At 39.3% G+C, this 21,046-nt stretch carries 17 protein-coding genes; 3 read left to right on the forward strand and 14 right to left on the reverse strand.

The window, feature by feature from the left end:
- Positions 1-86 precede the first annotated feature (86 nt).
- The 6 genes from MHI34_RS22110 to MHI34_RS22135 form a co-directional block, all read right to left on the reverse strand.
- On the reverse strand, positions 87-1,145 hold the full coding sequence (locus tag MHI34_RS22110) for a serine hydrolase domain-containing protein (protein ID WP_058845090.1): 1,059 nt from the start codon (positions 1,143-1,145) through the stop codon (positions 87-89).
- A 29-nt stretch (positions 1,146-1,174) separates the two neighbouring features.
- Positions 1,175-2,143 (reverse strand): ABC transporter substrate-binding protein, encoded by a 969-nt coding sequence (locus tag MHI34_RS22115; protein ID WP_058845089.1) that lies wholly within the window; start codon positions 2,141-2,143, stop codon positions 1,175-1,177.
- 98 nt (positions 2,144-2,241) lie between these two features.
- The gene (locus tag MHI34_RS22120) at positions 2,242-3,681 is read right to left on the reverse strand and encodes a helix-turn-helix domain-containing protein (protein ID WP_249646052.1); all 1,440 of its coding nucleotides are present in this window, start codon (positions 3,679-3,681) and stop codon (positions 2,242-2,244) included.
- 258 nt (positions 3,682-3,939) lie between these two features.
- Complete coding sequence (locus MHI34_RS22125) at positions 3,940-6,204, reverse strand: DEAD/DEAH box helicase (protein ID WP_058845087.1); 2,265 nt, start codon at positions 6,202-6,204, stop codon at positions 3,940-3,942.
- On the reverse strand, positions 6,179-6,556 hold the full coding sequence (locus MHI34_RS22130) for a YppE family protein (RefSeq protein WP_230593757.1): 378 nt from the start codon (positions 6,554-6,556) through the stop codon (positions 6,179-6,181). The genes MHI34_RS22125 and MHI34_RS22130 overlap by 26 nt, the downstream gene beginning before the upstream one ends.
- A gap of 216 nt (positions 6,557-6,772) precedes the next feature.
- Complete coding sequence (locus MHI34_RS22135) at positions 6,773-6,967, reverse strand: hypothetical protein (RefSeq protein WP_036118439.1); 195 nt, start codon at positions 6,965-6,967, stop codon at positions 6,773-6,775.
- A 378-nt stretch (positions 6,968-7,345) separates the two neighbouring features.
- Here MHI34_RS22135 and recU point away from each other — a divergent pair, with 378 nt between their 5' ends.
- Together recU and MHI34_RS22145 are read left to right on the forward strand one after the other, a co-directional pair.
- Positions 7,346-7,990 (forward strand): Holliday junction resolvase RecU, encoded by a 645-nt coding sequence (recU, locus tag MHI34_RS22140; protein WP_058845086.1) that lies wholly within the window; start codon positions 7,346-7,348, stop codon positions 7,988-7,990.
- Positions 7,991-7,992: 2 nt separating this feature from the next.
- On the forward strand, positions 7,993-10,641 hold the full coding sequence (locus tag MHI34_RS22145) for a PBP1A family penicillin-binding protein (protein ID WP_340808745.1): 2,649 nt from the start codon (positions 7,993-7,995) through the stop codon (positions 10,639-10,641).
- A gap of 316 nt (positions 10,642-10,957) precedes the next feature.
- On the opposite strand, the gene MHI34_RS22150 is transcribed toward MHI34_RS22145, so the two are convergent.
- The 7 genes from MHI34_RS22150 to MHI34_RS22180 all read right to left on the reverse strand — a co-directional run bounded on the left by MHI34_RS22150 (position 10,958) and on the right by MHI34_RS22180 (position 17,468).
- Positions 10,958-11,272: a YpoC family protein gene (locus tag MHI34_RS22150; protein ID WP_036118455.1), complete on the reverse strand. Its 315-nt coding sequence runs from the start codon at positions 11,270-11,272 to the stop codon at positions 10,958-10,960.
- Positions 11,269-11,931 (reverse strand): endonuclease III, encoded by a 663-nt coding sequence (gene nth, locus MHI34_RS22155; protein WP_036118459.1) that lies wholly within the window; start codon positions 11,929-11,931, stop codon positions 11,269-11,271. The genes MHI34_RS22150 and nth overlap by 4 nt, the downstream gene beginning before the upstream one ends.
- Before the next feature lie 13 nt (positions 11,932-11,944).
- Positions 11,945-12,676, reverse strand: coding sequence for a DnaD domain-containing protein (locus tag MHI34_RS22160; protein WP_058845084.1), 732 nt, complete (start codon positions 12,674-12,676; stop codon positions 11,945-11,947).
- A gap of 76 nt (positions 12,677-12,752) precedes the next feature.
- Entirely contained in the window at positions 12,753-14,048 is a 1,296-nt protein-coding gene (gene asnS / locus MHI34_RS22165) for an asparagine--tRNA ligase (RefSeq protein ID WP_058845083.1), read from the reverse strand.
- 28 nt (positions 14,049-14,076) lie between these two features.
- Positions 14,077-15,270, reverse strand: coding sequence for a pyridoxal phosphate-dependent aminotransferase (locus MHI34_RS22170; protein ID WP_036118468.1), 1,194 nt, complete (start codon positions 15,268-15,270; stop codon positions 14,077-14,079).
- Between the two features lie 16 nt (positions 15,271-15,286).
- Positions 15,287-15,769, reverse strand: coding sequence for a DUF5590 domain-containing protein (locus MHI34_RS22175; protein WP_036118471.1), 483 nt, complete (start codon positions 15,767-15,769; stop codon positions 15,287-15,289).
- Between the two features lie 274 nt (positions 15,770-16,043).
- Entirely contained in the window at positions 16,044-17,468 is a 1,425-nt protein-coding gene (locus tag MHI34_RS22180; protein WP_058845082.1) for a tetratricopeptide repeat-containing diguanylate cyclase, read from the reverse strand.
- Positions 17,469-17,780: 312 nt separating this feature from the next.
- On the opposite strand from MHI34_RS22180, the gene MHI34_RS22185 reads away from it, so the two are divergent.
- Entirely contained in the window at positions 17,781-19,616 is a 1,836-nt protein-coding gene (locus MHI34_RS22185) for a multicopper oxidase (protein ID WP_342504497.1), read from the forward strand.
- Between the two features lie 52 nt (positions 19,617-19,668).
- Here MHI34_RS22185 and MHI34_RS22190 read toward each other — a convergent pair whose 3' ends face one another.
- Entirely contained in the window at positions 19,669-20,919 is a 1,251-nt protein-coding gene (locus tag MHI34_RS22190) for an MFS transporter (protein WP_058845081.1), read from the reverse strand.
- Between the last annotated feature and the right edge of the window lie 127 nt (positions 20,920-21,046).

Raw genomic sequence — 21,046 nt, forward strand, 5'->3', positions numbered from 1 at the left:
TATCACGACCTATAGCATACTATCCACAGAATTAAGATAAAAAAACTCAATGGAAAAAGCCCACTGAGTTTCTATCTGTATCACATTCAATGAAATATATATGTTTCAATTTGCTGTAACCAATCTGATACGCTTTCATGCAGGTTATCTTCTGTATGGCATTCTACATTATTGAGGATAATAATGGTGTAATTAGTCTCTATATAACGGCATAACATCGTGGTATAACCTGGCCAACCACCACTATGGAATACCTTTTTCCCTGTTTTTGGTGATTGATCAATGAACCAACCAAAGCCACATGGTGTCTTTTGACCATCCTTTGTCACAATTGAGGACAGAGCCAATTCAAGAGATGATGCACAAAGCAAATCCCCCCTTTTTAGTGCTCTATCCAACGAAAGTAAGTCCATTATGGTTGAATGAATCATTCCATCTCCTTGGATTCCGTCTAAATAGTTCACAAACTCATAACCTGGAAGGTCGTCAGGCAAGGAGATTAATGCACTATTCTCATCACGGATATAGCCAAAAGCAAAATCCTCAACATCTTCAGGATGATACCTGCGATTCATGACCCTTGTTCGTTGCATTGCTGACGGTTTAAATATATGCTGTAACATGAACATGGCATAGGACATATCTGATACTTTTTCAATTATCATTGCCAGGCAAACATAACCTGTATTACTATATTGATACTTTTCACCTGAGTCAAAATAGAGCGGTGGTCTATGTTCCGTTAGTAAACGTAGTACATCTCTATTCGTCGCAATACAATGATGATCCCAGTGGCTTTCGAATAATTCCATATAATCTGGCAATCCAGATGTATGTGTTAATGCATGTCGTAAAGTAATGGTTTCGTATGGAAATGAGGGAATCCATTTCTTGATAGCGTCATCATAATTAAGTTTCCCTTGTTCCTCGAGAATCATAATGCCCATGGCTGTCATAGGCTTCGTTACTGAAGCTAACTCAAATAAGGAATTTTCGGAAAGCTTCTTGCCACTATGGTAATTTGATAAGCCAAAAGTACCTATATAAATAGGTTTACCTTCCTTCGCTACTAAAATATTGCCTGAGAAAAGCCCTTGTTCAAATTTTGACATAAATAGTTGATTAAGTTCCTCTGATAATTTCACACAATCGCTCCTTATCACCTTTACGTATTTTAGTTACTTAATGCTTCCATAGTTGCTTCTAAAATACGAATTCGACCATTCAATGTCCCTCCACCCATTACCAATGGATCTACGGCATTAATAAAAACTTGATTGCTTTCGACTGCCTTTAATCCTTTCCAAACTGGGCTTTGTTGAAGCTCCTCAAGTATACTTCCATCCAAATCATTTTCATAAAGATCATACTGAATAAAAATATAATCTGGATTGGCTTGATAGAGGCCCTCCAAAGTAATAACGGTTTGCTGATTCACCTTGTTAATAGCTTCTGGCACAGGGAGATTCAATTCACCGTATAGTACATCATTGAGAAATACGTCTTTAGGGTAAATCATCATTTCGCCACCTCGAATACGTATGGCTACTATATCCTTGTCTTGGAATGAATCGAGATAATGGATAGCATTTTGCTTATCCTGATGGTATTTATCAATAAGTGTTTTTGCTTTTTCAGCCTTTCCAGTAATCTCAGCTAGCATTTCAAGATTCTCCTGCCAATCTGGTCCATAATGAGAAGTTGGAATTACTGGTGCGATTTTCTCTAACTGTTCTAAAACTTTTGGATCTTCCATATCTGTACTGATAATTAAATCTGGTGCAAGTTGCAAAACGTACTCCAAACTGTCCCCACTCGTTGTTAATAAAGGAATTGTATTCGCCGTAACGTCGCCAAAAAAACTGGGGAATGGCTCCTCATCACTACCAATTGCACTTGCTGCATAGGGTTCTATGCCCAAAATCACAGCATCCTCAATGGATTCAAAGGCATTTAAAAAGAGAATTTTCTCTGGTTTTACTGGAACGCTGTAATGATTATTTAAATAAGTAATTTTTGTTGTCTGTTCTTCACTTTCCTTTTTTTGCAAGACAGATGATGTTGATTCTTCCTTATCTTTTGTACATGCAGATAAAGTTAAAGTTAATACTATGATGCTTAAAATGACCATAGTTTTTTTCATCAAGAACGCCTCCTTTTACGCTAATCTCAATTGAGAATGAAAACTATTATCAATAATAAACAAGCGTTCTTTTGGCGTCCATGTAGAAAAGGCGGATTTTATAATGAACTATCTGCGGTTAACAATTGCATGACTTCTTTTACAATCAGTAAATGTGGCAACGGAGCATAGTCGCGCCATGGAAAATGAGTAAGTGTATAGATGGAATCATTTCGCACTGATTTCAATTCAAGCCACAGCTCATCTGATTGAAGCTCGTCCCATTTCATCATCGATTCTTCGTCTTCATAAACAAGTACCATGATGAAATCTGGATTCATTTCAGATAATTGCCCAATTGTAATAGGTTCTTGTGTGTCAGAGATCATCACATTTAGTCCTAGGTCCTCCAGCAAAACTTCTTGAATACTTCTATCCTGATACAGATAGCATTCATCCTCTCTCACTAACAAAAATAACATACTTCGCTCATGGCAAATGTACGCTAAGCTAGCAACCGCCTCTTGTACAGTTTGTTCGTATTCTATAAGCCATTTCCTTGCTTCCATCTCTGCATCTAGGATTTTTGCAACCTCTAGCAACTGTTCACGCCATGATAAACTGCTCCACGCAAGTCGATAAACATGGCCTCTCTTTTGTAATATCGTCAACTGCTCATCCGTCACATTATCTAAGCAAAATATATAATCATATTGCAGATTTTCTTGTAGAAGTAACGCCATATTTTCATTTAAAACGGCTGGCGTTCTGCCCACAGCTAGCTGAATAGGTACATGATTGCCAAAAGTCTTATAGTAATGAAATCGCCATGTTGGATGGAGCGGTGCTGCAATGGGGATATAATGTAGTGGTGCAAGCAAGCCAAAAAAGGAACTATCTAAAACAGCGATGTTTTTTCTACGACTTTTCATAAATAGAGAGGGAGACATACCCATTTGTTGTTTGAATCGACGACTGAAGTAAAACTCGTCTTTATACCCAACCTCACTTGCAATTTCTCGAAGGGTTTTACCTCCTTTTATTAAAAGCCATTTAGACGCTTCCATTCTTATATTCATTAAATACTGGATGGCACTAATACCAAACTGTTTTCGAAATAGTTCCATATAATATTTTGCACTTATATTCATCATTTGGGCTAAATCTTTCACTTGAATGGCTTCTTGAAAATGATACTCCATATGTTGTTTTGTTTTTTCTAACATATGTTGCAAGTCTCTATTAGAGGTTTTACGATGCTGAGTGATGGTATGTAAAAGCAAGTAAAAATGTGCTTGGCTTAATAAAATGTCCTCTTTGATAGGACTCTCAACCAATGCCATTAGACTGTTACAAAGACGGATGATTTCTTCTGTTTGTTCAAGATTTATCTCTTCTCCTCTATCAGTCTTCGCCTCCATCTGTGGGAGAGCATTAAAGGTAATAAGGTAAACTGTAGTTAACTTCTCTAAATCCACCTTTAAGATAAGCTCGCTCTGAGCAGGGCAAAGGTAGACACTATCTTTAAGCAGCCTGTGTTGGTGATTTCCAAAAGTCAAATTAGCAGTCCCCTTTGTGGTAAACAGTAAGCAATGGCTCTCAAGTCTTTGTTGATAATGCCGTTTCGTCTTGCTTGATAAAATTTTAATATCAAGAAAATGAAAAAGAAAATGTGTCATTTGGTCGAATAGCAAATCGACTTCCTCCTTCCCACAAGCATAGTAGGTAACCCTCGTTTTAACAAATAAGATGATACTATTTATAAAATATAAAAGGGCTTGAGGAACGAACTTGCTTATTCCCTAAGCCCTTTTTATTTAATTTAATATTCGAAGAAGATCTATCACTCTTTTCTTCCCTTGCTCTAAACTATCTTGCGCCCCAATACAAGACGGACAACCTGATTCACAAGGACAGCTCGATACATGTTGTAGCGTTTTGTTTAACAGTTCTTCCCATAGTGCAAATACTCTCTCACTTAAACCGATCCCACCTGGATACTTATCATAAACAAAGAACGTTGGTAACTCATTGTGTGATGCCTTTACTTGCGGCACAACTGCTACATCACTACTATCACACTGGATAAAAATCGGGATAAAAGCATTCATCGCATAAGCAGCTCCTACCATAGCATCCGTTAATTCTGCCTCTGACCATTGAGACACCCTATTGAACGAAAGCCACGAAGCACTTGTATGCATTTCATCTGGCGGGAGGTGGATAGGCCCTGAACCGATATTGTCATGTGTGCCGAAGCGGATTTTCTTAAAGATCGTTGCTTGTGCGACTAAGCCAACATCGCCAAAGCTAATCGTACCGCCTCCATAGGGACGGCTACGATCCTCCTCTAGCACCTTCATTTCGACTGCTAGATTGGCATCTGTATAGTAATCCACATCTACTTCACGGACAAAGGCTTTCTTTTCTTCCCAATCGAGCTTCTCCACTTGAAATTGAATACCTTGGTGTAGGTAAATGGCTTCTTCATGTAAAAGGGTCATGGCACTATGACGATCCATTTCTCCAATCACCTTTGTCTGTGCAGGGACGGACAGATCAATTATGACCACATTTTCCTGTGACGCAGAGCGCAGGCTAATATCATGCGCAGGGAAACGATCACTCATCCAATGCCATTTGTCACTCGTCTTAAAGACAACCCCTTCCTCCGCCAAGTAATCCAACAATTCCTGTATGTCATATTCTCCATACGAATCGCCTGTTGAAAAGGGTAGCTCGAAGGCGGCACATTTCAAATGATCCATTAAAATCAACATATTTTCTGGATAGATACGCGCTTCCTCTGGCGTACTACCGAGCAAAAACAAAGGATGATTGACCACATACTGATCCAATGCAGAAGATTGTGCAACATATATAATCAATGCCTCATCCTGACGTCTTCCCGCACGTCCTGCTTGCTGCCAAGCACTTGCAATATTTCCCGGGTAACCTGTCATAATACAAGCTTGTAATTGACCGATATCAACACCTAGTTCTAATGCATTGGTGCTAACCACTGTTTGAATCGTACCCTCACGCAAGCCTTTTTCGATGACACGTCGCTCAGAGGGCAAGTATCCACCTCGATAGCCACGCACAGATTCATCGAGTAGCTTATTGCGAGTGAGCTCCTTTAAGTACGTGACAATCATCTCGACTCGTACTCGACTTTTGGCAAAAATGATGGATTGAATGCCAGCTATGTACAACCTTTTGGCTAAATCACTAACCTCTAACACGGCACTTCTACGCACCCCAAATGTTTTATGAATAATTGGTGGGTTATAAAAAAGGAAGGTTTTTTTGCCAACAGGTGCGCCTGAATCAGCAATTAGTGCATGTGATTCATTCGTCAGAAGCTCAGCAAGTTCTTTCGGGTTTTTAATGGTAGCTGATGTACAAATAAACACCGGCTTACTACCATAAAACTCACAAATACGCTTTAGTCTTCGAATAACGTGGGCAACATGCGAACCAAATACCCCTTTATATGTATGCAATTCATCAATAACGATATACTGCAAATTTTCAAAGAGTGAGACCCATTTAGTATGATGTGGCAAAATTCCGGAATGCAGCATATCGGGGTTCGTCATAACGATATGCCCTGCCTTTCGAACTTTTTGGCGAATGCCTGGCGCCGTATCTCCATCATACGTATAACTTAAAATTTCCTCGCCACTTTGCTCAATGAGTTCATTTAAATCATTTTTTTGATCCTGTGCTAATGCCTTTGTTGGAAATAAATAAATGGCCCGCGCATTTTTATCTTCTATTATTTTTTGCAGCACTGGTAGATGATAGCAATAGGATTTACCCGAAGCAGTTGGCGTAACCGCTGTAAAAGATGTACCATGCTGCGCCAAATCAAAGGCTTCTCGCTGGTGTGTATATAGTTGCTCGATACCCCTTGCCTGTAGTGCTTTCACTAGGGATGGGTGTAAATTTCCTGGGAAAGGTGCATATTTGGCTGGTCGACTTTCTAGTGTTTGCCAATGTAAAATACGCTCTTTTAATTCTTCATCGTATCTCCATTCCTGTAAAAGCTCACTAATCGTTCGTTTCTTCGATAGCATTCGATTCCTCCTCCTTTAGTAATCGTTCAAAGGTTTTTAAAGTATAGGAGGTAGAATGGGTCGCATCTAAAAAACGTTTTTTACTAGTTTCTTTATAAAAAGATTGCACAACAAATTGCTCCATCGATTCTACCACTGAAGCAATTTGCTGCGTATGCATATATTTCGGTTTATTTTTTTGAATCCATGTATTGGCCTCTTGCTGCCATTCCTTCAATAGTTGATGAATTTCATCAGCGTGTGGTTTCACCTCTTGGAAAAAATCAGGTGTCCGATCTTCCTCACGCATTTGCCAGAATCGTAAAACACATTGTTCACATTCATCTATTAATTGGGATGTTTGCTGAATCACTAACAATTTTGCACCTCATCTCTCATCAATTACGCATAAGCAAATATATTTCGTAGTCACTGCATATACATGGTGAGTATATTTTGTCCAACAAAGCAACTATGGAAATATCACGCTCTTGATCTTTATTCACCGCTATTTCATGGTAAATAATGTATCAATTTTAATGCTATTGTGTTAGTTCAATTGCTTATGAGATAAGTGTACCAAAGTCTATCATTTTTCACTACTAATAGGCGAACAAGCATTCTTTACTTGCCAGTTCTTTTCTGCTAAGCTTACTTTCTGGCTAACCGCTTGAAGCTGCATAAAAAAGTGCAAACTATGTGCATTGTTTTCCAGGGACACTCTCGTGAAAAGTAATTGATTGACCAGATCTAACTGCGCAACTAATTGTTCTAACTTGTTCAATATAACGCCTCCTTTGCTTTACTTTAGTATTCCTCGTATGTATAGAATTACCTTCAAGCGTGACAAAATAAGCGTAAGTTAGCTGAAAGAAGAAGATTTTCGATAAATTTTTAAAAATGAACCTTCAACCTAAAAAAACGTCTTCTATGAAAGATCTGAAAGGGACATATTTTCAGCCAATTCATGACTAAAATTAATCAGTTATTTTGACGATTCGAGTAAAATAGAAGCTAGTGATTTTTCGACGTAATTTGTTTCTACTTCCCATCTGTTCTCTACGATTCTATTAGCAATAACATGACTGATGGAGGTAGAGAATAGCCGCTAAAACATGGTAAACTAGTGTATAGAAAAGCAGTATGATAAAGGGTGAGTTGAATGACAATTCGTTATCCAAACGGAAAATTGTATACGCCGAATGTGTCTGTACAGAAAACAGAAAAAAAAAGGAATAGCAAAGATTTGTCTTTTAGTAATCGTGGCAAGACTCTAGAAGATGAAATTAATGAAGCAAACGACTATTATATAAAAAGGCGACTTGCTATCATTCATAAGAAACCTGTTCCTGTGCAAATCGTCAAAGTAGAGTACCCTTCACGAAGTGCTGCTGTTATTCGTGAAGCATATTTTCGAACACCCTCTACAACCGACTACAATGGTGTTTGGAATGGGCATTATATAGATTTTGATGCAAAGGAAACGGCTTCCAAAACGAGCTTCCCCTTAAAAAATATTCATGAGCATCAAATGATCCATATGCAGCAAGTGACGGAACAAAATGGTATGGCTTTTATTATCGTTCGCTTTTCTGCCTTTGAACGATATTTTATTGTGCCCTACGAAGTTTTACAAAAGGCCTGGCAAGCAATGGAGAATGGCGATCGTAAATCGATACCCTTTTCAACGATTGAAGAAGAGGCATATGAAATTCCTACAAGTTATTATCCACGTATCGATTACTTACCCATTATCCAACAATGGATCGATGCAACATGCTTCAGGTCTGAAAGTGAGGAGAAATAAGAATGACTGAACGTCGTCGAACACGTGGAGAGCACCAAAAAGCTCTCGCTGAAAAAAATAAAAAAGGTAAGAAAAAAACAACATCATCTTCACCTGCTAAGACGTGGTTTAAACGTATTTTCTTAACACTCTTAGCAATCGGTGTGGCGGGCTTCATTGGAGGCGCTGGATTGTTTGCCTACTATGCAAGCACAGCTCCAGAGCTTGATGAAGAATTATTAAAGGACCCTGTTTCTTCAGAGTTCTACGATAAAAACGGTGAACTATTTGCTACAATCGGTGCTGAAAACCGTAAATATATAAAGTATGAAGATATACCTGAAGATATGGTCAATGCTATTCTCGCAACGGAAGATGTGCGCTTTTTTGAGCACCACGGCATGGACTTTTATCGTCTAGGCGGTGCTATTTTGGCAAACTTCCGTGATGGCTTTGGTGCACAAGGTGCGTCTACCCTGACACAGCAAGTTGTCAAAAACTCATTTTTACAAAACGAGAAAAAACTAAAGCGTAAGGCACAAGAAGCTTGGCTAGCCTTCCAACTAGAACGTAAGTATTCAAAAGAAGAGATTTTTGAAATGTACTTCAATAAAATGCTCATGTCGGGTCGTATTTACGGGTTCGGAACAGCAGCACAATATTTCTATGGTAAAGAATTAAAAGATTTAACATTAGATGAAGAAGCATTATTAGCAGGATTAGTCCAACGACCAAATGCTTATAATCCATTAAAAAACCCTGAGCTTGCAAAAAAACGTCGTAATACGGTTTTAGGCTTAATGCATCAACATGGAAAAATTACAAAAGCTGAGATGGAAGAAGCAAAACAAATGGAAGTCCAATCAGGTCTAGCGGATGATGCAACACGTCAATCATTTGCAGGTTCGAAATATGATGCCTTCCTCGATATTGTGATTAATGAATTGGAAAATAATGGTGATGGAACAGCGATGGCAGAAGGAATTAAAGTTTATACAACACTTGATCCGAATGCCCAACAAGTTGTAGAAAACGTAATGAACGACGACAGTAATTTCCCTACTGAAGAAATTCAGTCAGGTGTAGCTGTCATCGATACAAAGACTGGTGCCATTCAAGCCGTTGGTGGTGGTCGTCATTACGGTGCTGAGCGTGGTTTCAACTATGCAGATGACCTAACAAAAAATCAACCTGGTTCCACAATGAAACCATTAGTTGACTACGGTCCAGCAATTGAATATTTAAAATGGTCTACAGGTCAAACACTTGTCGATGAACCAATGAACTATACAAATTCAAAACAAACAATCACGAACTGGGATGGCAGATATATGGGGGCCATGACGGCACGTAAAGCGTTATATGCATCACGTAACGTACCAGCTGTCAAAGCATTACAAGAGGTTGGTACTGACAAAGCAAAAGAATTTGTAGGGCGTTTAGGAATTGAAACGGAAAATCTATATGAGTCAGATGCGATTGGTGGAGGTGCCATTACAATCTCCCCTATCCAAATGGCTGCTTCCTATGCTGCTTTCGGCAATAACGGGGTCTATACAGATCCACATGCCATTACAAAAATCGTCTACCGTGACGGTAAAACATCTAAAAATTACACACCTGAGCCTAAAGTGGCTATGAGCGATTACACAGCTTATATGGTGACAGATATGCTACGTGATGTCGTTGGCAATAAACCAGATGCATCTGGTACTGCTGCCAATGTACCTGGCTTAGATATCGCAGGTAAAACAGGTACAACCAACTACTCAGCAGAAGATTTTAGCAAATATAATTTACCAAATACAAGTGTACCAGACTCATGGTTTGCGGGTTACACAACAAACTACTCCATTGCTATCTGGAGTGGTTATGAAAAACACTTTGATCCAATTACAACGTGGGAAGAACGTCGATTACCACAAAATTTATTTAAATCAATTATGCAAGATATTTCATCAAATGTTGAAAATACAAGCTTTAAAAAGCCAAATACCGTTGTAGAAGCAACGATTGAAGTCGGCTCTAAACCACTTAAATTAGCAAGTGATTATACACCTAGCGAACTACGTCAAACAGAACTATTCGTTCGTGGTACTGAACCAACAGAGGTGTCGAGTGTGTACGAGGCTCCAGAATTATCTACACCTTACAATGTATCAGCAAGCCTAGATTTAGGAGCACAGTCTATTAATATCTCTTGGGAACATGATGCGATCCTAGATCCAAAAACAGATGAACCATTACCAACTTCATTTGAAGTAACTGCCAAACGTGATGGCGGAGAATCAATAACGCTTGGTACAACAGACAGCAAAGGCTTAACTGTTGGCAACACGCTTGAAGATGGTAATTACACAATCTCTGTCGTAGCCATTGTAGATGGCACACGCAGTGAACCTGGCACAACTACCTTCCAAATCACAAGTACGCCTGAGGAAGATTTAGAAACAGAAGACCCAGATGAGCCAGAAATCGATTTACCAACAGATCCTGGTCAAGAAGACAATGACAACGGGAATGACGACAATGGCAATAGCAACAATAATAATGGCAATGGGCAAGGTAATAACGGTAACGGTAGCAACAGTGGTAACAATGATGGCAATCAACAGCCAACCCCTCCTACCGAACCAACCAACCCAATAGAAGAAGACCAAAGCTCAGAATAAACACAAAGCCGAGAAGCAGCAATTTGCTTCTCGGCTTTTTAAATTCGTTCTTAACACTTTGTTGCACTTTATTAGTGCTCTATCGATCAATTCTGGCGCTCTATCCATCACTTTGCTCATTCTATCCGCTACTTTTGACTTTCTATCCACCACTTCTTGCACTTTATCCGCTACTTGGCACTCTATCCATCACTTTGCTCATTCTATCCGTTACTTTTGGCTTTCTATCCATCACTTTGCTCATTCTATCCGTTACTTTTGGCTTTCTATCCACCACTTCTTGCACTTTATCCGCATCTTGGTGGTCTATCGACTCCTAGCTTTTGCTAGCTTGAATTCGCAATCGAGCTGTGCGCTTTTTGGTTTCTTTGAATAATTCATCTAGCTGACGGTAGCATGCGTATTGGCCTGGCTTGGCTTTAATAAAGGAAAGTCTTTCAACACCATTGATCGGTAGCACCTCATCGCCTGCTGCCTGTACAAGTTGTTCAAATAGCTCGATGGCTTGTTCCATTAGCCCTTTAGCTGTACCGTTTCTCGCATCGTGGGCTGTATGGATCGCTGCTTGCAAGGTTGACCATTGAGCAAACCATGCATCTACTTTATCTTTTGCGATAGCCTCATTGTTCACGCTTCCTTCACCAAGCCTTTCTTTAAGCGTTTTTGACCTTCACGACAATCAGCGAGTAAAGGGCAGGCATGACACCCAGGATTTTGTGCCTTGCAATGATAACGTCCAAAGAAAATTAACTGGTGATGTGTTTTCGACCATTTGTCCATAGGTGTTTTTTTCATAATCGTTTCTTCTACTTCAAGCACCGAATCTTTCCATCGACAGAGCCCTAGCCGTTTTGAAACTCGCTCCACATGCGTATCTACTGCAAGTGCTGGAATATCAAAGGCAACGGAAAGCACGACATTGGCTGTTTTTCGCCCTACGCCTGGTAATGTCACAAGTGCTTCACGTGTTGCAGGTATTTCACCACCATACTCAGTGAGCAATCGTTGACATAATGCCTGAATGTTCTTTGCCTTATTACGATAAAGACCGATAGAACGAATATCCTGCTGTAACTCCTCTAAGGATACCGCTAAATAATCTTCTGGCGTTTTATATTTTTGAAATAATGTTTTCGTTACTTTATTGACTAGTACATCTGTACATTGTGCGGATAATAATGTAGCAATCGTCAGCTCAAAGGCATTGTCATGCACGAGCTCACAATGTGCATCTGGAAACATTCGATCCATCTCTTCTAGACAATGCTCCCACTGTTTTTTTGTTAACAAACCAGATGCCCCCCTATTCTCTTTCCTCTAACCAATTATAAAATGGTACTTTATTCGTTGGTTGCGTTGTTTCTTGTTGAGCTGTCCGCCCTGGTGCTCTGTTAAATGTCTGTTTCTCACGGAACTGCTCGCTTTGCTTTTGTGCGGCTTGTGGTGTCGTAATATTTTTCTTTTTCCACTCTAATAAAATGCGATCAATATAACGAATACTCAGTTTCCCAGCAAAGACAGCCTCCTTTAGTGCTTCCTTAATGAGTGCTGGACTATGCTTGTCCTCATCAAGCCAACATCCTATTTTTTCAAGCTCTAAAGGAGATAAAAGACGCCCCATTTCCTCTTCAAATAGACGGAATAGCTCGCCTTCTTCTTGTCGAAGTGTCACTGCCGTTTTTTGCTGCTCTTTCATATCCATCATCTGCACAATGCGCTCCCATAGTGGGTACACGGAATATTTTTCATATAGCTTGCCTCCCGCATCAACATCGCGTGAAATTTCAAGAAAACCTTTTTGCATTAAGCGTTGTAAACGTGATGTGATGTCATGGTCAGACATTGTGAGGCGATTTTTGAGATCATTAGGTGTTGGGAAATCATTCCCTTCCATATGAAAGGCTAATAAGTGCATGACAATGAGTGCCTCTTCATCTTCCATATTTAACTCCTTATAAAACTGAAAAAAAAGCTGAGGAATGGGAATCATTCTCTGCTCAGTCCATGTACGGAGTCGATGATTATTTACGTTCATGTTTCTCCAGACTCCTTCTTTAGTAAGTAGAAAAGCCGCGTAGATATTTCACTACGCGACTTTTAAATTGATTAGCTTATGGATATAAGCGGTTCAGTAAACGTGGGAATGGAATCGTTTCACGGATATGCTCTGTGCCAGAAATCCATGCTACAGTTCGCTCTAATCCAAGACCAAAGCCTGAATGTGGGACAGAACCATGTTTGCGAAGCTCTAAATACCATGCATAAGCATCTAATGATAGATTATGCTCTTCCAAACGTGATTTTAATAATTCATAGTCATGAATACGCTCAGAACCACCAATAATTTCACCGTAACCCTCTGGTGCGATTAAATCAGCACATAAGACAACATCATCACGCTCTGGATGTGGTTGCATATAGAATGGTTTAATGCCTACTGGGTAACAAGTAATAAATACTGGTTTGTCAAATGAATTCGCAATAGCTGTTTCATGTGGCGCACCAAAATCATTGCCCCATTCGATATCGTCGAAGCCTTGTTCATGTAAAAGCTTGATCGCATCATCATACGAAATACGAGGGAATGGCGCTTTGATGTTTTCAAGTGTCGATGTATCACGGCCAAGTCGCTCTAATTCTAATTTGCAGTTTGCCAGTACGGATTGTACGATGTGCGCTACATATTGCTCTTGTACTTCTAAGTTTTCTTCAAATTCTACAAATGCCATCTCAGGCTCAATCATCCAAAACTCGATTAGGTGACGACGTGTTTTAGATTTTTCAGCACGGAAAGTTGGACCGAATGAGAATACTTTTCCTAACGCCATTGCAGCCGCTTCCATGTAAAGCTGACCAGATTGAGATAGATAAGCATCTTCATCAAAATATTTTGTATGGAATAGCTCTGAAGTACCTTCAGGTGCAGATCCTGTTAAAATTGGTGGGTCCATTTTTGTAAAACCATTATTGTTGAAAAATTCATATGTGGCACGAATAATTTCGTTACGGATTTTCATAATGGCATGCTGTTTACGAGAGCGTAGCCATAAATGACGGTTATCCATTAAAAATTCAGGACCATGTTCTTTTGGTGTAATTGGGAAATCTGTTGCTGCATGTAGTACCTCAATACCTGTTACAGCAAGCTCACAGCCAAAGCTTGAGCGTTCGTCAGCTTTCACTTCGCCCGTAACGTACATAGACGTTTCTTGCGTCATTCCTTTTGCCGTAGCAAAAATTTCTTCGCCTACTTCTTCTTTCACGACAACGCCCTGTACAAAGCCAGAACCATCACGTAGCTGTAAGAACGCGATTTTTCCGCTTGAACGTTTGTTAGCTAACCAAACGCCAATTTTGACTGTTTCACCGATATGCTGTGGCATATCTTTAATCATAATTTTTTTCATAGAAATCCTCCAAAGTCGACTAGAGGGATTAGTCTTGCCATTTTGATTTTACAAATGCATCAATACGACGGACTGCCTCTTCTAATAATTCTAAAGATGTAGCATAGGATAATCGCATTGTAGTTGGTGCACCAAAGCCAGAGCCTGGGATCACTGCTACGTTTGCTTCTGTTAAAATATCCGCAGCGAATGTATCTACTGAATCATAGCCAGTGTGAGCCATAGCTTCTGCTACGTCTGGTAATAAGTAGAATGCACCCTGTGGTTTTAAGACATGGAAGCCAGGAATTGCACTTAACTGTGGATAAATTTTTTCAAGACGAGATTCAAATGCTTGACGCATTTCTTCTACTGCGTCCTGAGGGCCATTATACGCCTCCACAGTTGCATATTGTGCTGTTGTTGTCGCATTTGATGTTGAATGTGATGCAAGGTCAGTCATTGCTTTAACAATGTCTGCGTCACCTGCAGCATACCCAATACGCCAGCCTGTCATAGAGTGAGATTTTGCCACACCATTTACAACGATTGTACGTGCTTTCACTGCATCAGAAAGTTGTGCAATTGAAAAATGCTCAATACCATTGTATACAAGCTTTTCATAAATTTCATCTGACACGATTAAAATATCTTTTTCTTCTGCAACAGCTGCAAGCTCTGCTAGCTCCTCACGAGAATAAATCATGCCTGATGGGTTGCTAGGTGAATTGATAATAACAGCTTTCGTTTTATCTGTCACAGCTGCTCTTAGTTGATCCGCTGTAATTTTATAGCTTTGTTCACGTGTACCTTCAACATATACAGGTACGCCACCAGCTAATTTCACTTGTTCTGGATAAGACACCCAATAAGGAATTGGAATGATAACCTCATCGCCCTCGTTTAAAATAACTTGGAATAGCGTATATAAAATATGCTTTGCCCCTACGCCGACAATGACTTCATTTGATTGATAGGCAAGATTATTATCGCGTTGAAGCTTATCAATAATAGCTTTTTTCAAAACTGGAAGTCCGCCAGCAGGTGTATATTTTGTTAATCCTTTTTCCATTGAATCAATGGCTGCATTTAAAATATTTTGAGGTGTGTTAAAGTCTGGTTCACCAGCCCCAAGACCAATAACATCAATACCTTGCTCTTTCAATGCTTTTGCTTTCGCAGTAATAGCTAATGTTGAAGATGGTGTTAAAGTTTTTACACGTGTTGCTAATAAATTTTTCATCCGGGATCTACTCCTCTTATAAATTCGTAATGCGCTTCCACCAGTCGCCATCCTTAAACATGATATAGACATAGTTTAGCTGATCATGGTTGTTTAGATAGGTAATCTCCCAAACAGCGCCAGGTTCCTCATAACCTAATTTCATGTGGAGGACTTTTTGTACATTTCCTTCATTTTTAAAAACCGATAATGCTTGCTTTTCCGTAATACCATCTTCTAATAACACTTCCTGAATGGAATCCTCATCTAGATTCGTTGGAACAAAGACAGCTTTTTTATCACCGTATTCGTCTACCCCGAACACAGTAACATACGAATGTTTGCCATTATATGTGTAGGACTCCGAGACAATTGCGAGGGCTTTGGCATCGAGTGCCAACTGTTCAGCCTTCTCTTCAATTGAACGGAACGGAGCCTCGGCTTTCCAGAGTACTAAAATGCTAATGACAAGTGACAATGAAACAATAAAGACAGAAATGAAAATTAACCAGTTTTTCATCTATTCACCTTATGTTTCCTATTGAGCTGTTTTGGCATAACACATAGCTGAAGCTTGTGTATGTCTATCACTGTATAACCATTCATTTTGCTTTCCATTTTGTCAACCTGCTTTCTTTCCTCATACCACAACATTATACAACAATTTTGTACTGTCGTGTTTCCTAATTTCATATATTGTACGTTGCTAGAATAACGTTTTCAAATGATTGGTATAGCAAATTTAATTCCATTGAAAAATTCCTATTCAACCAAGTAAATAGGAATGCGTAAATTTATGATAGTTCGCACAGAACATAGCTGGCACGGCCATTATCTTTCGCTTCGTACAAACAGCTATCTGCTCGCTCAAATAACTCTTTATACTGATAATTTTGCTGATTGTTGACACAAGCACCCATACTCACCTTTAACGGATAGCTTTGATGCTCTTGTTCTAGCTTTAAAGTGAGTAAATAAGCATGCGTGTTGTTGACAAGTGTTTTGATATAGTCCTTTTGTTGATGCTTGATACAAAGGATAAATTCATCTCCGCCATACCGAATAATTTTCACATCTTCCTTATGTAAAAAGTTCTTCAAGCCCTTGGCTAAAAGCTGTAAAGCCATATCCCCAAACAGATGACCATGCATATCATTAAACAATTTAAAATGATCAATATCTAGTACCGTAATACACACATATGATTGCGTCATTTCGGCTATGTTTAACCATTCATGTAGCTCATGATCCAAAAAATGACGATTTAACACGCCCGTTAATGGATCATAATGGGCTTTTTTCTCAAGCTTCTCCTTTTGACGCTTAAATTCCAAATTCATGACTTGCTGTAGTAAATTCGCAACACTCATTTTTTCTGTAAGATCAATATATTCACGCTGTACATCAAAAATTTCATCCCGCCAATTCAATTGATACAATACATCTAACAGTAAACGCATGACTTTTTTCGTTGTCGGTTTATCCCCGTAGGATTTAGCAAGCTCTACAGCCTTTTTATAATAGGGGACGGCTTCTTCAAGCTTTTGCTGCTTTTCATATAAAAAGCCATAGCCAAACAACGCAGCTACTTTTTCGCGTTTATGCTGATGAATAATGTCAGAGGATAACGTATTGTCCAGCAAGGCCTTCCCCGTTTTAAAATCCCCTTCTAAAATATAAACATCTGCTAAATTATTATTAATACGAATATCATGTAATTTTGCAAGATCGGGCATTGTCTTAGATAAGGACTGATTATATGTTCTAGCTAAAAGCCCTGCTTGAAGTGCTTCCTTCGTACAGCCCTTCTCCACCTCTAAATAACATAAATTATTATGACACCGAACAAGCATGATGGCGTCCTGCAACTCTTGTGCATAGGCGATCGATTTCTTCGTCATCTCTACTGTTTTTTCACGTATGCCTACCAAGTCATAGATTAAAGACATGATTAAATGATAATGCATTAAATCTTTGCTAGAACCATATTTTTGACAAATCGCCTCATAATCATGCATAAGACTGACCATGCTTAATGTGTCACCTAAAGAATGGTGAACTAGTATTTTTTGATAGTACAAATCCAATACATATGCATAATTTTTGCTCTCTAATGCGACTAAAAGACCTTGATCCGCTAGTTTTAGTGCTTCCGTTAAAAACCCCTTCGTGCGCATTTCCATAATCGTTTTATTTAACTCTTCTAATGTTAATTTCACCGTTTCACCACTTCTCCAAGCCCTATACACTTTGTGCTTTCTCAATTATAAGGTATATTTATTCACTCCGTCCGCCCTTTTCATTAGATAACCAACTATTTCCTGCATTTCAAAATCTCTTACTAGGTCCAACCATCTTTTTCTTGCGCTACACCTTCAAAATGAATCATCGCTTTCCATTCATAGTTGTCGTTAAATTTTTATGCCTTCACACACTTTTCTCCATCATTGTCCCCGTTACCTATTGTTTTTACCCATATGATGAAATAATTAGCCATTTTAAGTATTGAAAAAGGACGTGATGTTGTGAGTATGCAAATTAACCCTTCTGATCCAGCAACTATTCCAAAATTTGTAGATGAACTTCCAAAACCAATGACAGCTAAACCCAAATATAGTAGAGGGCAACAAAAAAATAATTATTACGAATTAGTCATGATGGAAGGCGAGCACCGTTTTCATAAGCATTTCCCCAAAACATACATTTGGGGCTATAACGGGCTTTATCCAGGACCGACCATTGAAGCTACTAAAGACAAAACCATTTATGTGAAATATAAAAATCAGCTACCCTTACAGCACTTTTTGCCCGTAGATTTTACACTTCATGCCGCCAACGATTCTCAAGAGGTAAGAACCGTCACTCACTTACATGGCGCCAATGTGGATTGGGAGAGTGATGGTCATCCAGAAGCATGGTACACAAGAGACTATCGGCATACTGGGCCAAAATTTAATAAGGAAATACATGAATATACAAATCATCAGCCTGGCACTACCATGTGGTATCATGACCATGCAATGGCCTTAACACGTTTAAATGTCTATGCAGGATTAGCAGGCTTTTATTTACTGAGAGATGCACTTGAGGAACGCGCTAATTTACCATGTGGAGACTACGAATATCCGGTTTTAATACAAGATAAATCCTTTAATGAGGATGGTTCGTTGTTTTATCCTGATGAACCACCATTCCCAGTCCCCGTTCACCCCTCCATTACACCTGGTTTTGTTGGTAATACAATCGTAGTGAACGGAAAATTATGGCCTTACTTAGATGTAGAGCCACGTAAATATAGATTTCGTTTTCTTAATGGTTCCAATCGGAGGGGCTATGTTATCAGCCTGTCAAATGGTCAGCCAATGTTTCAAATTGGTACAGATGGCGGTTTCTTATCCGCCCCCCAACTGATCCAATCTGTCGAGTTGCTGCCAGCAGAACGTACAGATGTGATTATCGATTTTTCAAACTGTGCGGGACAGGAAATCACCTTAATCAATGCGGATACAGATTTCAGTAATGAACACACAAATGTCATTATGCAGTTTAGAGTCACAGTACCTTTAAAATGTGAAGATACAAGTGATATTCCTGAAAGGCTAGCCGTTACGATGGATCTCCATACACACCATGCACATATTGAAAGACAACTGCCCTTGACAGCTACAACTGATGAATTTGGACGCCCCATGTTATTATTAAATGACCGTATGTACCATGACCCAGCAACAGAAAAACCATCTTTAGATAGTGTGGAAATATGGAATTTTATTAATGCTACACCTTTTCTTCACCCTATTCACTTACATCTCATTCAATTTAAAATTTTGGAGCGAAGACCCTTTAATCTGGAACTTTATCAAAATGAAGGCATTATAGAATTCACAGGGCCACCTGAGGAGCCACGTGACTATGAGCGAGGCTGGAAGGATACAGTGAAAGCTGATGCAGGTAAGGTAACGAAAATTATTATGCATTGGAAAGATCATATTGGTCATTATATGTGGCATTGTCACTTCCTTGAGCACGAGGACCATGATATGATGCGGCCAATCCTCGTCATGAAAGACGTCCATGCAGTCCAGCAGCCACATGCTGCCATCGAACATCCAGCACAACATCAAGAAGCGACTGCTACAACAAATCCTACTGAAACTACCAGTACTACACATCATAACGAGTCTCCAGCACCGCTATTAAACGCCATAGCACAGGAGGAAGAGAGTGCGGCTCCTACGAGTGAAAAGGAATCGCTGGCTGTCCATGTAGGCAATAATGCACAGTTTAGGCCACCACTTCTCTTCCCATTCTTGCCTACGCAGGCTCCTACTAACAGGCAGAGGCGTCATAGAGCGAGAAGATTTTAAGCTTTACAAAGAAAACTACCATTAAAAAGGTGGTTTTCTTTGTTATAACAAATCATTTAGTCTCAAATCGCCATACTCTGTTCGTTATGAACGCTAACAATAGTACACATACAGCTATCATGAGAACAGGTATATAAATCCTACCTTGAAAGACCTCGAACAACATACCATACCCTATTTGCCCAAGTGGAGCCATACATTGTGATACCGCCATCATAATTGCCATGACCTTCCCTAATTTATCATTTGGTGTTTGCTTTTGGACAAGGGTCATCACGTAAATGGAAATGATCGTCATCATCATCGCAATCACAACGGCACACCCAATAAAGATGCCGTATGAAGGATAATAGCCTACTAGCAATATTCGAGGCAACACAGCCATCGCCATAGGAATGACTAATAATGCCGACAGCAACACCCAAATGTAGAGGTTGTGAATACGAAGCTTTTGTGCAAAATAGCCCATCGTTAATGCTCCTAAAATGGTTGCCAAATCAATGATACCCATACCTATTCCATATAATGCATCACTACTTTCCATTGTGACGCGAAGGATAATCGGCACGCCCACAACAAAAAGCGGTGTCAATAATAAATTCAATAAAGCAGCTAGTAGCGTGCATTTTAAAATAAATGTTTGCTTCACGACATAGGTAAAGCCTTCTTTCATATCCTTCATTAATATTTGCACCAAATGCCCATCGTAGTCTCGCTTTATAAAGGGAATCGTCATAAACATTTCTACAATAGCTGTAAAGAAGAATAAAAAACCACTTACAATGACCAGCATTTTTAGGCCGAGCACACCATATAAAATTCCCCCTAGTACAGGTGCAGTCACACCTGCCAAAGCCTGCACTCCGTTGACAATGCCATTGGCTTGCTCTAGTTTCTGTTCACTAACCAATATAGGGATACTAGCCATTACGGCTGGTGTATACATTGCACTGACAAGTGATAACAGTACCATAACAAACCCTATCGATAACACGGAATGATTGTCTGTCAGTAACACGAAAAAGAAAATAAAGACAATAGCACTACTGATAAAATCAAATAGGACCATTAAATTACGTCGATTGAATCGATCTGCTATAGCACCACCAAATGGCGTAAGTAAAATAGGTAGGCATGAAATAGCAAAAAGCAAAGCGAAAAGATCTGCGCGTCCTGTCATATCTAACACAAAAAGTGACAAAGCAAATCTTAAAAGTGCAGAGCCCAAAATAGAAATAATTTGCCCAACTACCATTATAAAAAAATCTTTCGAATAGCCCTTTTCTGTTATTGTTATTTCCATTTAATGACCACCTCTTCAATTTATTAGACCGACTGTCGGTCATTATTTGTGTAAAAAAAGTGTAGGCACAAGTGAAACTTTACACGCTTCATATCTTGCCCTACATAAATTAGACTGACTGTCGGTT

This window comes from Lysinibacillus sp. FSL L8-0126, from assembly GCF_038630385.1.
Taxonomy (GTDB): Bacteria; Bacillota; Bacilli; order Bacillales_A; family Planococcaceae; genus Lysinibacillus; species Lysinibacillus fusiformis_D.

Excerpts from the sequence above, each read along its gene's own strand:
- MHI34_RS22115 (WP_058845089.1), bottom strand. The coding sequence starts at position 2,143 with ATGAAAAAAACTATGGTCATTTTAAGCATCATAGTATTAACTTTAACT.
- MHI34_RS22170 (WP_036118468.1), bottom strand. The coding sequence starts at position 15,270 with ATGAAAAATTTATTAGCAACACGTGTAAAAACTTTAACACCATCTTCA.
- recU (WP_058845086.1), top strand. The coding sequence starts at position 7,346 with ATGACAATTCGTTATCCAAACGGAAAATTGTATACGCCGAATGTGTCT.
- MHI34_RS22160 (WP_058845084.1), bottom strand. The coding sequence starts at position 12,676 with ATGAACGTAAATAATCATCGACTCCGTACATGGACTGAGCAGAGAATG.
- MHI34_RS22145 (WP_340808745.1), top strand. The coding sequence starts at position 7,993 with ATGACTGAACGTCGTCGAACACGTGGAGAGCACCAAAAAGCTCTCGCT.
- MHI34_RS22185 (WP_342504497.1), top strand. The coding sequence starts at position 17,781 with ATGCAAATTAACCCTTCTGATCCAGCAACTATTCCAAAATTTGTAGAT.
- asnS (WP_058845083.1), bottom strand. The coding sequence starts at position 14,048 with ATGAAAAAAATTATGATTAAAGATATGCCACAGCATATCGGTGAAACA.
- MHI34_RS22175 (WP_036118471.1), bottom strand. The coding sequence starts at position 15,769 with ATGAAAAACTGGTTAATTTTCATTTCTGTCTTTATTGTTTCATTGTCA.
- MHI34_RS22125 (WP_058845087.1), bottom strand. The coding sequence starts at position 6,204 with ATGCTATCGAAGAAACGAACGATTAGTGAGCTTTTACAGGAATGGAGA.
- MHI34_RS22190 (WP_058845081.1), bottom strand. The coding sequence starts at position 20,919 with ATGGAAATAACAATAACAGAAAAGGGCTATTCGAAAGATTTTTTTATA.